This is a genomic window from Nonomuraea sp. NPDC049625 (genome assembly GCF_040675285.1).
Lineage (GTDB): Bacteria > Actinomycetota > Actinomycetes > Streptosporangiales > Streptosporangiaceae > Nonomuraea > Nonomuraea angiospora_A.
In genome coordinates, this window is sequence record NZ_JBFAOQ010000001.1 from 1235427 (window position 1) to 1249588 (window position 14162).

Annotated in this window: 15 protein-coding genes; 9 read left to right on the plus strand and 6 right to left on the minus strand. The window is 70.5% G+C overall.

Annotation, left to right across the window (positions count from 1 at the left end; genetic code table 11):
- The first annotated feature begins 199 nt into the window (after positions 1 to 199).
- The 4 genes from AB0J87_RS05975 to AB0J87_RS05990 are packed head-to-tail and all read left to right on the plus strand — an operon-like array spanning position 200 to position 3802.
- Complete coding sequence (locus tag AB0J87_RS05975; RefSeq protein ID WP_318787341.1) at positions 200 to 721, plus strand: MarR family transcriptional regulator; 522 nt, start codon at positions 200 to 202, stop codon at positions 719 to 721.
- Between the two features lie 35 nt (positions 722 to 756).
- Positions 757 to 1698, plus strand: coding sequence for a tetratricopeptide repeat protein (locus AB0J87_RS05980; RefSeq protein ID WP_363962813.1), 942 nt, complete (start codon positions 757 to 759; stop codon positions 1696 to 1698).
- A 9-nt stretch (positions 1699 to 1707) separates the two neighbouring features.
- Entirely contained in the window at positions 1708 to 2337 is a 630-nt protein-coding gene (locus AB0J87_RS05985; RefSeq protein ID WP_363962814.1) for a cytidylate kinase-like family protein, read from the plus strand.
- A 55-nt stretch (positions 2338 to 2392) separates the two neighbouring features.
- Complete coding sequence (locus AB0J87_RS05990) at positions 2393 to 3802, plus strand: NAD-dependent malic enzyme (protein ID WP_363962815.1); 1410 nt, start codon at positions 2393 to 2395, stop codon at positions 3800 to 3802.
- Positions 3803 to 4134: 332 nt separating this feature from the next.
- Here the strand turns inward: AB0J87_RS05990 and AB0J87_RS05995 are convergent, their stop codons facing one another.
- Genes AB0J87_RS05995 through AB0J87_RS06010 form a run of 4 tightly spaced genes read right to left on the minus strand, consistent with a single transcriptional unit; the run spans position 4135 to position 8494 of the window.
- Positions 4135 to 4614 carry a hypothetical protein gene (locus AB0J87_RS05995; protein ID WP_350730072.1) on the minus strand — a complete coding sequence of 160 codons (480 nt, stop codon included), beginning with the start codon at positions 4612 to 4614 and terminating at the stop codon, positions 4135 to 4137.
- Positions 4615 to 4650: 36 nt separating this feature from the next.
- Positions 4651 to 6201, minus strand: a complete 1551-nt coding sequence (locus AB0J87_RS06000; RefSeq protein ID WP_350730073.1) for a glycerol-3-phosphate dehydrogenase/oxidase — start codon at positions 6199 to 6201, stop codon at positions 4651 to 4653.
- Positions 6202 to 6212: 11 nt separating this feature from the next.
- On the minus strand, positions 6213 to 7685 hold the full coding sequence (gene glpK / locus AB0J87_RS06005; RefSeq protein WP_363962816.1) for a glycerol kinase GlpK: 1473 nt from the start codon (positions 7683 to 7685) through the stop codon (positions 6213 to 6215).
- Between the two features lie 56 nt (positions 7686 to 7741).
- The gene (locus AB0J87_RS06010; protein ID WP_350730077.1) at positions 7742 to 8494 is read right to left on the minus strand and encodes an IclR family transcriptional regulator; all 753 of its coding nucleotides are present in this window, start codon (positions 8492 to 8494) and stop codon (positions 7742 to 7744) included.
- Positions 8495 to 8653: 159 nt separating this feature from the next.
- On the opposite strand from AB0J87_RS06010, the gene AB0J87_RS06015 reads away from it, so the two are divergent.
- Entirely contained in the window at positions 8654 to 9274 is a 621-nt protein-coding gene (locus AB0J87_RS06015) for a TetR/AcrR family transcriptional regulator (protein WP_350730078.1), read from the plus strand.
- A gap of 1 nt (position 9275) precedes the next feature.
- Here the strand turns inward: AB0J87_RS06015 and AB0J87_RS06020 are convergent, their stop codons facing one another.
- Positions 9276 to 9785, minus strand: a complete 510-nt coding sequence (locus AB0J87_RS06020) for a hypothetical protein (protein WP_363962817.1) — start codon at positions 9783 to 9785, stop codon at positions 9276 to 9278.
- A 111-nt stretch (positions 9786 to 9896) separates the two neighbouring features.
- On the opposite strand from AB0J87_RS06020, the gene AB0J87_RS06025 reads away from it, so the two are divergent.
- A complete protein-coding gene (locus tag AB0J87_RS06025; RefSeq protein ID WP_355207305.1) occupies positions 9897 to 10475 on the plus strand; it encodes a YqgE/AlgH family protein in 579 nt (192 codons plus the stop codon).
- On the opposite strand, the gene AB0J87_RS06030 is transcribed toward AB0J87_RS06025, so the two are convergent.
- A complete protein-coding gene (locus AB0J87_RS06030; protein ID WP_363962818.1) occupies positions 10476 to 11093 on the minus strand; it encodes a TetR family transcriptional regulator in 618 nt (205 codons plus the stop codon).
- 150 nt (positions 11094 to 11243) lie between these two features.
- Between AB0J87_RS06030 and AB0J87_RS06035 the strand changes: the two genes are divergently transcribed.
- The 3 genes from AB0J87_RS06035 to AB0J87_RS06045 all read left to right on the plus strand — a co-directional run bounded on the left by AB0J87_RS06035 (position 11244) and on the right by AB0J87_RS06045 (position 14154).
- Complete coding sequence (locus tag AB0J87_RS06035) at positions 11244 to 12839, plus strand: DHA2 family efflux MFS transporter permease subunit (protein WP_363962819.1); 1596 nt, start codon at positions 11244 to 11246, stop codon at positions 12837 to 12839.
- A gap of 50 nt (positions 12840 to 12889) precedes the next feature.
- The gene (locus AB0J87_RS06040; RefSeq protein WP_350730087.1) at positions 12890 to 13192 is read left to right on the plus strand and encodes a DUF3039 domain-containing protein; all 303 of its coding nucleotides are present in this window, start codon (positions 12890 to 12892) and stop codon (positions 13190 to 13192) included.
- 89 nt (positions 13193 to 13281) lie between these two features.
- On the plus strand, positions 13282 to 14154 hold the full coding sequence (locus AB0J87_RS06045) for a zinc metalloprotease (RefSeq protein WP_363962820.1): 873 nt from the start codon (positions 13282 to 13284) through the stop codon (positions 14152 to 14154).
- Positions 14155 to 14162 lie beyond the last annotated feature (8 nt).

Here is a 14162-nt window from a genome sequence, read left to right on the forward strand (position 1 = left end):
CCCGTGCCCCTCGGCAAGGCCGAAGCGAATGAGTCCGGCCTGTCCCCACAGGCCGATGGACTTGGCTTCTGCGTCACCATACGTACGAGAACCATAACTGAGCGTGATGATTGACGTCCGGATTCTTGGTCAAGCGGGGAAGCCTGTCGCTCCAGGTCACCAGACGAACCGGGACGAGGGGCGCGCTACCGTATGCGCTGTGTCGCACCCCAAGCCGCTCAACCTGCCGTTCGACCCCATCGACCGGGCCGCGGAGAGCTGGCGTGCCCACTTCGGGCCCTCCTCCGCCATGGCCGCCGTGACCTCGATCATGAGAGCCCACCAGATCCTGCTGTCGCAGCTCGACTCGCTCCTGAAGCCGTACGACCTGACCTTCGCCCGGTACGAGGCGCTGGTCCTGCTGACGTTCAGCAAGACAGGCGCGCTCCCGCTGTCGAAGATCGGCGAACGGCTCATGGTCCACCCCACCAGTGTCACGAACACGGTGGACAGGCTGGAGAAGTCCGGGTTCGTCTGCCGGCTGCCCAACCCGCGGGACGGGCGCGGCGTGCTCGCCGAGATCACCAAGGCCGGCCGGGACGTCGTGGAGCGGGCCACCCGTGACCTGATGGGCGCCGAGTTCGGCCTGACCATGTACGCCGAGGACGAACTCGACCGGATGTTCACCCAGTTGCGCACCCTCCGGGTGGCGGCGGGCGACTTCCAAGAGGGCGGCGGGTGACTGCGCCGCCCTGGTGATGCGGCAAGATGAAGAGCATGGCGGACTTCTCTAGGCCCGGGTCGCTCTACGGAGCGATTGACCTGGGCGCGCGCAAGCAGGCCCTCGAGGCGCAGGCCCGGCGGGAGGCGGCGGGTCCCCAGGCGGCCGCGTCGGCCTCGATCGTGGACGTGACCGAGGAGACGTTCACGACCGAGGTCATCGACCGCTCGATGACCACGCCCGTGGTCCTCGACCTGTGGTCGCCGCGGGCGCCGGGCAGCGCCCAGCTCAGCCCGGTGCTGGAGAAGGTCGTCGGCGATCTCGGCGGCCGGGCCGTGCTGGCCAAGGTCAACGTCGACTCCAGCCCGCAGATCGCCCAGGCGCTGCGCGTGCAGGCCGTGCCGACCGTGCTGGCCATCTTCCAGGGGCAGGCCGTCACCGGCTTCCAGCAGGTGCTGCCCGAGCAGGAGGTGCGCCGCTGGCTCGACGAGCTGATGGGCGCGGTCGAGCAGTTCTACCAGGCCAACCCCGACGCCCGGCCCGCGGGGGCGGAGCCCGGCGAGCAGGAGGCGCCCGCGGGGCCGCCCGCCGACCCCGACCTGGTGGCCGCCGAGCAGGCCATCGACGGCGGCGACCTCGACGCGGCCGCGGCGGCGTACGAGCGGCTGCTGGCCCGCGCGCCGGGCAACGAGGACGCCAAGATGGGCCTGGCCGGCGTGAGCCTCATCAAGCGCACCGAGAGCGCCGACCCCGCCGACGTCCAGCGGCGCCTGCAGGACCCCGCCGACATCGAGGCGCAGCTGCTCGCCGCTGACCTGGAGATGCTGTCCGGCTCGGTCGACGAGGCGTTCAGCCGCATCATCGCCGTGGTCAAGCGCACCTCGGGCGACGAGCGCGACAAGGCCAGGCGCCACCTGCTCGGCTTGTTCGACGCGTTGCCGGCCGACGATCCATCTTTGGCGAAAGCACGTAGAGCTTTGGCGAGCGCACTGTTCTAACCTGGGTGTATGCGGGTCGTCACCATATCCGCGACATACGGCACGGCCGGTAGCCAGATCGGCCCGGCCGTCGCGGAGCGCCTCGGCGTGCCCTTCGTCGACCGCGCCATCCCCAGCGCGGTCGCCCAGGAGCTGGGCTGCACGCTGGAGGAGGCGCTCGCGCACGACGACCGGGCCGAGCACGGCCTCGGGCGGCTGCTCTCGGGAGCGATGCGGTTGCCGACCGTCACGTTCGGCGGCGTCGACATGTACGTGCCCGGCGCGATGCCGTACGCGCCGGAGGAGTTCGTCCGCCGTACCGAACGCATGCTCAAGGACATGGCCCGCGGCCAGGGCGGGGTGTTCCTCGGCCGGGCGGGGGCCGTGGTGCTGGCCGAGCACCCGGGCGCGCTCCACGTCCGGCTCGACGCGCCGATCCAGCGCAGGATCCGGCAGACGGCCACGCTGTCGGGGATGAGCGAGCGCGAGGCCCGCCGGGTCATCGAGGACAACGACCGTGCCCGGATGGCCTACGTACGGCACTTTTATCGGGCGGATCCGACGGATTCCTGTCAATATCATCTGGTCGTCGACAGCACCACAATCCCTGTTCCCACCTGCGTCGAGCTCATCGTCACAGCGGCCGAGGCGCTGGATTGACCTGGCGCCCCCTATCATGGGGGAATTCTTGGTCAGTCCCGAAGGAGCGATTGACGTGGCGACCGTCCCGAGTGTGTCGTACTCCATCACCGTGCGTCTCGAGGTGCCGGCCGGCGGCAAGGCCGTCAGCCAGCTCACCCACGCCGTAGAGTCGGCCGGGGGCGTGGTCACAGCCCTCGACGTCACCAACGCGGGCCATGAGAAGCTCCGCATCGACGTGACCTGCGCGGCCAGGGACACCGACCACGCCCAGGCCATCGTCGACCAGCTCGAGGCGGTCGAGGGCGTCGTCATCCACAAGGTGTCCGACCGCACGTTCCTCATGCATCTCGGCGGCAAGATCGAGATGAAGTCCAAGGTGCCGCTGCGCAACCGCGACGAGCTGTCCATGGCCTACACCCCGGGTGTGGCGCGCGTGTCGATGGCCATCGCGCGCAACAAGGAGGACGCCCGGCGCCTGACCATCAAGCGCAACACGGTGGCCGTCGTCACCGACGGCTCGGCCGTGCTGGGCCTGGGCAACATCGGCCCCGAGGCCGCGCTGCCGGTCATGGAGGGCAAGGCGGCGCTGTTCAAACGCTTCGCGGGCATCGACGCCTGGCCGATCTGCCTCGACACGCAGGACGTCGACGAGATCGTCCGCACGGTGCAGGTGATCGCGCCCGGGTTCGGCGGGATCAACCTGGAGGACATCGGCGCGCCGCGCTGCTTCGAGGTGGAGCGGCGGCTGCGCGAGCTGCTCGACATCCCCGTCTTCCACGACGACCAGCACGGCACGGCGATCTGCGTGCTCGCGGCGCTCACCAACGCGCTGCGGGTCGTCGACAAGGACATCGAGACCGTCAAGATCACCATGGCGGGCGCGGGCGCGGCCGGCAACGCGGTGCTGCGCCTGCTGCTGGCCGCTGGCGCGCGCAACGTGGTCGTCTGCGACTACCTGGGCGCCGTCCACCGCGGGCGTGACGACCTCGACGAGTCGCTGCAGTGGATCGCCGACCACACCAACGCCGAGGGCTACTCGGGCGACCTGCGGGGGGCGGTCAAGGACGCCGACGTCTTCGTCGGCGTCTCGGCGCCGGGCATCCTGACGGGCGACGACATCGCGACGATGGCCAAGGACGCGGTGGTGTTCGCGCTGGCCAACCCGGAGCCCGAGGTGTCGCCGGACGACGCGCGCGAGCACGCGGCCGTGGTGGCCACGGGGCGCTCCGACTACCCCAACCAGATCAACAACGTGCTGGCCTTCCCGGGCGTCTTCCGGGGGCTGCTGGACGCGCAGGCCAACGGGGTGACGCAGGAGATGCTGCTGGCCGCGGCCGGCGCCCTCGCCGCCGTCGTCACGCCGGAGGAGCTGGGCCCCAACTACATCGTCCCCAGCGTCTTCCACCCCGACGTGGCGGGCGCCGTCGCCGCCGCGGTGCGCGAGTCGGCGGGTGGCCGGGCGCGCGGCTTCACCGAGGCATAACAAGCATCGTTCTTTACGGCGGAGCACGGGCGGCGCCAACCGCCGCCCGTGGCGTGAGAAGCATCATTTTTTACGGCGGAGCACGGGCGGCGCCGACCGCCGCCCGTGGCTGAGGGCCTCCAGGGGGACGGCCGCTGACCCGCACGTGGCCGGCCGCCGCTACGGCGATCCTTTGACCGGCTCCGTGGCACCCGTCCCGCCGCCCGCGTTGCGCCGGGTTCCACCGTGCGCCCGTCCCGCCGTGCGCGTTGCGCCGGGATCCGCCGGACGGGCTGTTCGCCGCACCGCCGCGCGTGAAGTGGTCGCCGGACCCGGGACCGGGAGGTGGGGTGTCAGGCGGGTTGGGTGGTTATGGCTGGGATGAGGTGGTAGCTCTCCTGGAAGACGAGGTTGTGGGCGTCGCCGGCGGCGATCGCGCGTAGCGTGTCGAGCTGGGCCTCGGCGTCCGCGCGGCCGAAGACGTTCAGCGGCCAGTCCCCGACCGTGTTGCCCCGCAAATGCGGGTGGTGGAAGTCGCAGCCGTAGTGGGCGACGATCGCGATCGGCTGGTTGTGGGTGGCGCGCTGTTCCGGCCACGTCAGCGACCACATCGCGTTGAGCCCGCCCTCGCGCGACCGGGTGACCCCGCTGGCCACCACCTCACCGGTGCCGAGCAGCAGGTCGGCGTTGAGCTCGTCGAGGGCTCTGCGTGCCACCGGGTCGAGCAGCTCGGCCGCCGTGGCGAAAACGTGTTCCTTGTCCTCCCGCGTGACGGCCCCTCCGTGGTCGCCGTCACGCAGGTCGCGGAAGTGCCTGAGCAGGGCTTCGTTCATCGGAGTGCACATGACTACCCCCTGCCCAGATCCGGGTCAGGTGAGCAGGGCGGCGATGCGATCGCGCACGTCAGGCGTGTCGAGCCCGCGTACCGTCAGCGTCGTGCGGCGGCGTACGACGTCGTCCACCGTGGCCGCCCACTCGCGGTCGCGCGCGTAGACGGCCTGGGCCCAGATGTCGGGGCCGTCCGGGTGGATGCGCTCGCCGAGGGCGGGGTCCTCGCGGATGAGCCGGGCCAGGTCGAACGCGATCGACCCGTAGTGCGTGGCCAGGTGCCTGGCCACCAGCGGATCCATGCGCGCGCCCGGGTCGCGGTCGGTCCACAGCCGCAGCGCCACCGCGTCGGGGCTGGCCAGGCCCGGCAGGGGCACGGCTGGCAGGATGTCGGCCAGGTCGTCGCCCAGGGGCCGGCCGGGCAGGTGGGCGAGCGTGTCGAGGACGTGCCTGCCGATGTGGCGGTAGGTGGTCCACTTGCCGCCCGCGACCGAGAGCATGCCGCCTGCCCCCCTGGTCACCACGGTCTCCCGCTTCGCGGCCGTCACCTGCCCGGGGCCGCCGGGCAGGACGCGCAGCCCGGCGAAGGCGTAGGTGATGTCCTCGCGGCTGAGCTGGGCGTCGCGTACGGCGTGGCCGGCCTCGTCGAGGATCTGCGCGATGTCGGCCTCGGTGGCGCGCACCCCGCCCGGATCGCCCTCGTACGCCTCGTCCGTGGTGCCGAGCAGCAGGTGGTCCTCCCACGGGATGGCGAACGACACGCGGTACTTGTCGATCGGCGTGGTCAGCGCCGCCTTCCACGGTTCGTGGCGGCGCAGCACCAGGTGGGCGCCCTTGGACAGCCGGATGCTCGGCGCGGCGTCCGGGTCCTCCATGCGCCGCAGGTGGTCCACCCAGGGCCCGGTGGCGTTCAGGACGAGCCGGGCGGAGACCCCGAACTCGGCCCCGTCGAGCCGGTCGCGCAGGTCGGCCCCCGTGACCGTGCCGCCCGTCTTGCGCAGCCCGACGACCTCGGCGTGGTTGAGCACGACCGCGCCCGCGTCCGCGGCGGCCCGTACGGTCATGACAGCGACGCGGCTGTCGTTCATCTGGTGGTCGCCGTAGACGGCGGCCGCCCGCAGCCCCTCGGTACGCAGCGCGGGCACCTTGGCCAGCGCCTGGTGGGGCGTGATCACCTTGCCCATGCCGTCGCCGAACACCGACAGCGCCGAATACAGGAACACCCCCGCGCCCAGCTTGGCCGCCCCGTGCGGCCCGCCCTTGTAGATCGGCACCAGGAACGTCAGCGGCTTGACCAGGTGCGGCGCGATGTCGGCGGCCAGGGCGCGGCGCTCGCGGTGGTTCTCGGCGACCAGCCGGACGTTGCCGGTCTGCAGGTAACGCAGGCCCCCGTGGACGAGCTTGGAGGAGGCGCTGGAGGTCGCGCCGGCGAAGTCGCCCGCGTCGACCATCGCCACCCGCAGCCCGGCCTGCGCGGCCATCCAGGTCACGGAGGTGCCGAGGATGCCGCCGCCGATCACGAGCAGGTCGTAGGCGGTGCGCGAGAGCTCCTCACGGGTCTGCGCGCGGTCTGCGGCGGTCGTCGTCGTCATTGCCCCACTCCCTACTGCTCGACCCAGTCGAGGGTCCGGGCCACGGCCTTCTTCCAGTTGCGGTATTCGTGCTCGCGCGCGGCCTCGTCGATGGCCGGGCGCCACTCGGCGGCTTTGTGCCAGTTGGCGCGCAGGCTGTCGACGTCGGGCCAGTAGCCGGTCGCCAGCCCGGCGGCGTAGGCGGCGCCCAGGGCGGTGGTCTCGGCCACCATGGGCCGGATCACCGGCACCGCGAGGACGTCGGCGAGGGTCTGCATGAGCAGGTTGTTCGCGGTCATGCCGCCGTCGGCGCGCAGCGTGGTCAGGTCGAGCCCGGAGTCGGCGTTCATCGCGTCGACCACCTCGCGGGTCTGCCACGCCGTGGCCTCCAGCACGGCCCGCGCGATGTGCCCCTTGGTGACGAACCCGGTCAGCCCCGCGATCACGCCGCGCGCGTCCGAGCGCCAGTGCGGCGCGAACAGCCCCGAGAAGGCCGGTACGAAGTAGCACCCGCCGTTGTCGTCGACCGTCCTGGCCAGCGTCTCGATCTCGGCCGCGCTGGAGATCAGACCCAGGTTGTCACGCAGCCACTGCACCAGCGACCCGGTCACCGCGATCGCGCCCTCCAGCGCGTACGTGGCCGGGCCCTCGCCGATCTGGTAGCCGACCGTGGTCAGCAGGCCGTGTTTGGAGACGACGGGCTCGTGGCCGGTGTTCATCAGCAGGAAGCTGCCGGAGCCGTAGGTGCTCTTGGTCTCGCCGGGCGCGAAGCACGTCTGGCCGAACAGCGCCGCCTGCTGGTCGCCGAGCGCCGAGGCGACGGGGACGCCCGCCGCGGTGCGGCCATAGACCTCGGCGGACGGGCGGATCTCCGGCAGCATCGCGCGGGGCACGCCCAGCGCGTCGAGCAGCTCGTCGTCCCAGGCCAGCGTGTGGATGTTCATCAGCATCGTACGGCTGGCGTTGGTCACGTCGGTGACGTGGCGGCCGGTGAGGTTCCACAGCAGCCAGCTGTCCATCGTCCCGAACAGCACCTCGCCGCGCTCGGCCCGCTCCCGCAGCCCGTAGGCGTCCAGCAGCCAGCGGATCTTCGGCCCGGAGAAGTACGTCGCCAGCGGCAGCCCGGCCTTCTCCTTGAACAGCCCCTCGTGCTCGGCCAGCGCCCGGGTCAGCTGGTCCGTGCGGGTGTCCTGCCAGACGATCGCGGGGCAGACGGGCCGGCCGGTGGCCCGCTCCCACAGCACGGTGGTCTCGCGCTGGTTGGTGATGCCCAGCGCGGCGATCTGGCCGTCCTCGATGCCGGCGCCGCTGACGGCCTCGGCCAGCACGCCCTGCACGGCCTGCCAGATCTCGGCCGCGTCGTGCTCGACCCAGCCGGGCTTGGGGAAGATCTGGCGGTGCTCGCGCTGGGCGACGGAGATGATGTTGCCGGCCTGGTCGAAGACGATGCAGCGGCTGGAGGTGGTGCCCTGGTCGATGGCGGCGACGTATTGAGTTCGAGGCACGGGGTTCCTCGCTTGGTTCTGGTTCGGCAATGCCGAACGAATGCTATTTCGTGGTCTTAGGGATGTTCAAGTGAGCGGGTGATCGCGCGGGCGGCGTCCCTTACGTACGAGACGAACTCCATGTGCAGGGCGCCGTCGGGGGCCAGCCGCTCGACGGCGCCGCGGATGCCGATGGCGCCCACCACCAGGCCGCGCGGGTCCTTGATGGGCGCGGCGATGGCCACCTCGCCCTCGGTGAGTTCCTCCGTCTCGGAGGCCCAGCCGCGCGTCCTGACCAGGCCGAGCTCCTTCTCCAGCGCCGCGGGGTCGACGATCGTGTTCTTCGTGTACGGCTGCAGCGGCGGCGCGGGCGGCTCGCCGTACGGGTCGTGGGCGAGCAGGACCTTGCCGAGCGCGCTGGCATGGGTCGGCAGGTATGTGCCCACCTGGAGCGTCTGCATGCTGTCGTCGGGCCGGAACACGTGGTGGATCACCAGCACGTGGCCCTCGTGGAGGGTGCCGATCCAGGCGCTCTCCCTGCTGCGCCCCGCGAGGGCGTCGGCCCAGTTGATGGCGCGGGTGCGCAGCTCGTTGACGTCGAGATAGCTGCTGCCGAGATGGAGCAGCGTGGCGCCGAGCCGGTACTTCCCGCTCGCCGGGTCCTGCTCGACGAACCCGACGTGGACCAGCGTGCGCAGGATGCCGTGCAGCGTGCCCTTGGGCAGGCCCAGCGCCCTGGCCAGCTCGGCCACCCCGAGCTGGCGCGGCCCCGAGGCCAGCAGCCTCAGGATCGCGGCCGCCCGCTCGACCGACTGAATCGTCTCTCCCACAGCTCGCACCATAGCGCAGATTCGTTCGGTATTGCCGAACGGTCGAAGGGATGGAACCGATCTTCGCATGGCCGCGTCCAGAAGGTGGGGGAAATGCGCCGTCAATCCTTAATGGGATGACAGTTCCGTTAAAATGGAACGTTGCGACAAGGAGCGTAGATGGACCAACCTTCCCGTTCGGCGGGAACCGTGCGGCCAGGGGGCCGCACGGCGCGGGTGCGCGCGGCCGTCATGGAGGCCACGCAGGACGAGCTGGTCGAGCACGGCTTCCATGGCCTGACCATGGACCAGGTGGCGGCCAGGGCGGGTGTCGGCAAGACCACGGTCTACCGGCGCTGGGGGAGCAGGGCGGGCCTGGTCACCGATCTCATGACCGAGCTGGCCAACCAGTCCACGCCCCATGCCGACACGGGCGGCGTCGAGGCCGACCTGCGGGCCAACGCGCTGTCCGTACTGGGGGCGATCAACGACGGGCGGCTCGGTGCCACGTTTCAGGCGGTGATCGCCGCCGCCACCAGCGACGAGCAGGCCGCCGGCGCGCTGCGCGCCTTCTACCTGCGCAGGATCGCGGAGTGGGCCAACGTCGTGGACCTGGCGGTCAAGCGGGGCGAGCTGCCCGCGGGCACCGACGGCGCGGAGGTGATCCGCGCGATCTCCGCCCCGCTCTACTACCGGCTGGTGGTCACCAGGGAGCCGGTGACCGAGCAGGACGCGGAACGGTCCGTGGCGCGCACGCTGGCCGCCGCCAGGGCCGGCGCGTTCGTCGTGGAAGAGCCCTAGCTCACGGGGTCGAACGCGGCCAGATGGAGCCGTACCACCACAGGATGCCGCCCACCACGATCAGGCCGCCCGCCGTCGCCAGCTTCCCCATGAGGTCGGCGGGCGGGCCGGTGAAGGGCAGGTTGTCCAGGTGGTGGCCCCAGGGGCAGTCGTTCTTGACGCGGCTGGAGTCGACGAGCGTTTCCCGCTGCGGGTCACCCAGCGAGTACGCCTCCACGTCCGCGGTGCTGCCCTTGGCCACCGGCACCTGCCTGACGATCGACTTGTGGGCCGGGATGGCCCCCTTGGCCACGCTGACCCCGTCGGCCTGGACGTCGAAGCGCGCGGCCTCCTGGGTCAGGTTGTGCAGGGTGACGTGCGCGCGCCCCGAACGGCAGTGAACGTCGTCCACCGTCATCGTGAACGGGTCGCCGTGATCCTCATGCCAGGGCCACGCCTGCGCGCTCTGGGGGAGGAACAGGACCGCACAGACCGGTAGTGCGGCCAGCACGAGACGTGTCCTGATATGCATGAGCTCCCCCCAACGAGTGATCTTTGCTACAGAAGGTGCCCAAGTGACCACGAAAAGTAACATCGACGCACTGGGGGAGCGCGAGCCTCGGGAACCCTTCATGATGGAGGTATGGCGGAAGCGATCTACGTCGGCGGTTTGTTGGTGGCGACGCCGCTTCTCGACGACCCCAACTTCCGGCGTAGCGTCGTGCTGATCCTCGAACACGACCACGACGGCGGCACCCTGGGAGTGGTGCTCAACCGGCCCAGCGACATCTCCGTGACCCAGGTGCTGCCCGTGTGGGATCCGCTGGTGACCGGGCCCTCCGTGCTCTTCGAGGGCGGGCCCGTGCAGACGGACAGCGCGCTCGCGCTGGCGGCGGTCCCCAGCGGCGAGGAGCCGCTCGGCTGGCGCAGGCTGCACGCGGGTACCCCGGCCGTCTCCAGCCTCGGGACGGTGGACCTGGACGCGCCGCCCGAGATCCTGCAGGGGGAGATCGCGCAGATGCGCATCTTCGCGGGGTACGCCGGCTGGTCGTCGGGCCAGCTGGAGAGCGAGATCGCCGAAGGCGCCTGGTACGTGGTCGACTCGGAGGCCGGCGACACCTTCCACGCCGATCCCCGCGCGCTCTGGCGGCACGTGCTGCGGCGGCAGCCCGGCGAGCTGGCCTTCGTGGCGACCTGCCCGGACGACCCGACGATGAACTGACTAGCGGTCCCAGCCGGGCCGCAGCGAGCGCTCGGCCAGCTCGATGGTCTCCGCCATCCGCTGCGTGATCTCCGGTAGGCCGCTGTCGCGGCGCGGGCACTCGAAGCCGACGCGCAGGGTGCAGGCGGCGAACGCCACGATCAAGGGCGTGAGCATGTCCTCGTCGGGGTCCACGCCCCTGCGTGCGGCGATCACCTCGATGAGGCGGCGCTCGGTCGCCGCGCCCCTGGCCACGGACATGCCCACCAGCCTCGGGTGGTCCTCCATGAGCCGCCGCAGCTTCAGGAACCTCGCCCTGTCCTCGCCCGTTGAACCCTCCAGGTCGCCGACGACCGCGCGCATGGCGTGCATGAGCGAGGTGAAGGACGACTCATCCTCCGGGCGGGACGCCAGCGTCTCGAGCATGATCTCCTCGCCGTGGTCGTGGTGCCACAGCGCCAGGTGATCCTTGCTGTTGAAGTAGCGGAAGAAGGTGCGCGGGGAGATTTCGACGGCCCCCGCGATCTGCTCCACCGTGGTCGACTCGTATCCTTGTTCGAGGAACAGGTCGAGCGCGGCGTCGAGGATCGCCAGGCGCGTCTTCTCCTTCTTGCGTTCCCGCAGACCCACAGCAGTCACTCCCTCGAAACCTTTCTGTCACAGTGTGCCATAAGTCATACGACGACGAATAAAACTCGTTTGTCATTAGTCAGCGACTGTCATAGATTACCTGAGGCTTACGAGATCTATGCCCTGATATGGGGCGGTTCGTGTACTTAGGGGGACTTCATGGCTCACGCGAAGGCGGTGGATGCGCCGTCATCGCACGGCCCGGTGAAAACGGGGGCCGGCGGCAATCCTTGGCTCGTGCTGCTGGCGGTCAGCTTGGGCGTCATCATGGTCATGCTCGACGGCACGGTCGTGGGCATCGCCAACCCGTCGATCCAGGCCGACCTCAAGGCCTCGCTGTCCGACCTGCAGTGGGTGACCAGCGGTTACCTGCTGGCGCTGGCGGTCTTCCTGATCACCGCCGGCAAGCTCGGCGACCTGTTCGGGCACAAGCGGGTCTTCCTGATCGGCGTGGCGGGGTTCGCCATCTCCTCGGTGGGCATCGGACTCAGCGCCGAGCTGGCCGACATCATTCCCGGCCTCTCCCCGGTGGGCGCGCTGATCGCCCTGCGGGTGCTGCAGGGCCTGTTCGGCGCGCTGCTCCAGCCGGCCGCCCTGGCGCTGCTGCGTGGAGCGTTCCCGGGTGAGAAGCTCAACCAGGCCATGGGCGCCTGGGGTGCGATCATCGGCCTGTCCAGCGCCGCCGGCCCGATCGTGGGCGGCCTCCTGGTCGAGAACGCGAGCTGGGAGACGGTCTTCTTCATCAACGCCCCCGTCGGCCTCGCCGCCCTCGTCCTCGGCACCATCCTGATCAAGGACAACCGCGCGCAGACGCTGGCGCGGATCGACTGGCTCGGCGTGCTGCTGCTGTCCGGCGCGATGTTCTCGCTCGTCTGGACGATCATCAAGGCTCCGGAGTGGGGCTGGGGCGACAGCACGACGCTGACCTTCGCGGGCCTGTTCGTGGTGCTGATCGGCGCGTTCATCTTCTGGCAGAGCCGGGCGAGCCAGCCGCTGGTGCCGCTATCGCTGTTCAAGAACGCCTCGATCTCCATCGGCACCGTGCTGATGATGATGGTCGCGTTCGCCATGTTCGGCGCGATGTTCTTCCTCGGCTTCTTCTTCCAGGGCGTGCACGGCCTGTCCCCGCTGGAGGCCGGCCTGCGCATGCTGCCGATGAGCGCCGGCATGATCGTCGCCTCGCCGCTGGCGGGCATGGCGATCGGCAGGCTGGGGCCGAAGATCACGATGGCCACGGGCCTGCTGATCACCGCGTTCTCGATGTTCCTCATGTCCCAGCTCAGCATCGACGCGTCGTTCATCGAGAGCGGCATCCCGTTCCTGCTGCTGGCCTTCGGCATGTCGCCGGTGTTCGTGGGCGCCACGGAGATCATCGTGGGCAACGCCCCGGTCAACCTGACCGGCGTCGCGGGTGGCTTGCAGCAGTCGGCCATGCAGGTCGGCGGCGCGCTCGGCACCGCGATCCTGGGCGCCGTGATGGCCGGTGAGATCTCCGACAAGCTGCCCGGCTACCTCGGCCCGGCGGCCCAGGCCATCCCGCCCGCCCAGCTGACGGGGCTGGAGAAGGCCGCCGCGTTCGGCTCCGTCCCGCCCGGCCTGCCGCAGCAGATCGGCGACGCCGTGCACAACGCCTTCATGGACGGCATGCACGTGGCCTTCCTGGTCAGCACCGGCATCGCGGTGCTGACGGCCGTACTGACGCTGTTCGTCAAGGCCGGCAGGAAGACCGAGGGCGCGCCCGTCCACATGGGCTGAGCCTGATTCCACGTACGGCCCCCGCCACGCGGCGGGGGCCGTATCGCTGTATGGGGGACCTGGTCGTCGTCGGGCATAAACTCTGTGGGGTGAGCACGACGAAGATCCTCCCAGAGCAGGAGACCACGCCCCGGACGTCGCACGGCGACGGCGATCACGAGCGGTTCGCCCACTACGCGGACAAGCACAAGATCACGGAGAGCATGGTCACGGGCACGCCCATCCGGGCGCTGTGCGGCAAGGTCTGGGTGCCCAGCCGCGATCCGAAGAAATATCCGGTATGCCCGGAGTGCAAGGAGATCTACGAGGGCCTGCCCCCGGGTGGCGGCGACAGCGGCGACAACAAGCAGTGAGTGTTGCTGACCGGTAATCTCCCCAGGTCAAGCTACGGTCGGTAGCCAGACCGGCTCGATACGTAGTGGGGGATTGCATGGTCCGGCGCGTGACCGCCGTCTCGTTGGCATGTCTGCTCGCGGTCGGGTTCACGCCGCCGCTCCGTCCCGAGGCGGCGCAGGCGTCGCGTTGCGCGGGCCACGTCCCCCGCAGGACGGGGCCGCGCTCGCCCAAGCCCGAAGACGTGGCCAAGGTCCTCGTCGAGCTGGGCAAGCGGCTCGCCGGCGTGACGACGCCCGCCCAGGTCACCGTGCCCACGCGCGTGCACGTCATCACGCGCGGTGAGCGCAAGGTGACCGACGGCGACGTCAGGGCCCAGATCGACGCGCTCAACTCCGCGTACGGCGGCACCTACGGCGGCGTCGACACCGGCGTGCGCTTCCGCCTGGACGGCATCTCGGTCACCGACAACGCCCTGTGGTTCAACGACCCCGTCGGCAACGAGCGGCCGATGAAGGTGGCGCTGCACCACGGCGGCGCCGACACGCTCAACCTCTACATCGCCCAGCTCAGCGAGCAGATGCTGGGCTTCGCCAGCTACCCGTACTGGTATGACGAGACGCCCAGGCTGGACGGCGTCGTGATCGACTGGCGCAGCCTGCCCGGCGGCGCGATGACCAACTACAACCGGGGCTTCACCGGCGTGCACGAGATCGGGCACTGGCTGGGCCTCTTCCACACGTTCGAGAACGGCTGCGAGCTGCCCGGCGACGGCATCGCCGACACCCCGATGGAGGCCCGGCCGACCGAGGCCTGCCCGGCGGACAAGGACAGCTGCGCGCAGCACCCCGGCCTGGACCCGGCGCACAACTTCATGGACTACGCGCACGACAAGTGCATGTCGGAGTTCACCGCGGGGCAGGCGGAGCGCATGCACCAGATGTGGGCGGTGTACCGGACCGCAACCACCCCGGCAGCCTAGATTTCCGG

What these genes read in the sequence shown, in the direction of transcription:
- AB0J87_RS05980 (WP_363962813.1), top strand. Translation starts at nt 757, where the DNA reads ATGGCGGACTTCTCTAGGCCCGGGTCGCTCTACGGAGCGATTGACCTG.
- AB0J87_RS05985 (WP_363962814.1), top strand. Translation starts at nt 1,708, where the DNA reads ATGCGGGTCGTCACCATATCCGCGACATACGGCACGGCCGGTAGCCAG.
- AB0J87_RS05995 (WP_350730072.1), bottom strand. Translation starts at nt 4,614, where the DNA reads ATGAACGAAGCCCTGCTCAGGCACTTCCGCGACCTGCGTGACGGCGAC.
- AB0J87_RS06000 (WP_350730073.1), bottom strand. Translation starts at nt 6,201, where the DNA reads ATGACGACGACGACCGCCGCAGACCGCGCGCAGACCCGTGAGGAGCTC.
- AB0J87_RS06015 (WP_350730078.1), top strand. Translation starts at nt 8,654, where the DNA reads ATGGACCAACCTTCCCGTTCGGCGGGAACCGTGCGGCCAGGGGGCCGC.
- AB0J87_RS06020 (WP_363962817.1), bottom strand. Translation starts at nt 9,785, where the DNA reads ATGCATATCAGGACACGTCTCGTGCTGGCCGCACTACCGGTCTGTGCG.
- AB0J87_RS06025 (WP_355207305.1), top strand. Translation starts at nt 9,897, where the DNA reads ATGGCGGAAGCGATCTACGTCGGCGGTTTGTTGGTGGCGACGCCGCTT.
- AB0J87_RS06035 (WP_363962819.1), top strand. Translation starts at nt 11,244, where the DNA reads ATGGCTCACGCGAAGGCGGTGGATGCGCCGTCATCGCACGGCCCGGTG.
- AB0J87_RS06040 (WP_350730087.1), top strand. Translation starts at nt 12,890, where the DNA reads ATGGGGGACCTGGTCGTCGTCGGGCATAAACTCTGTGGGGTGAGCACG.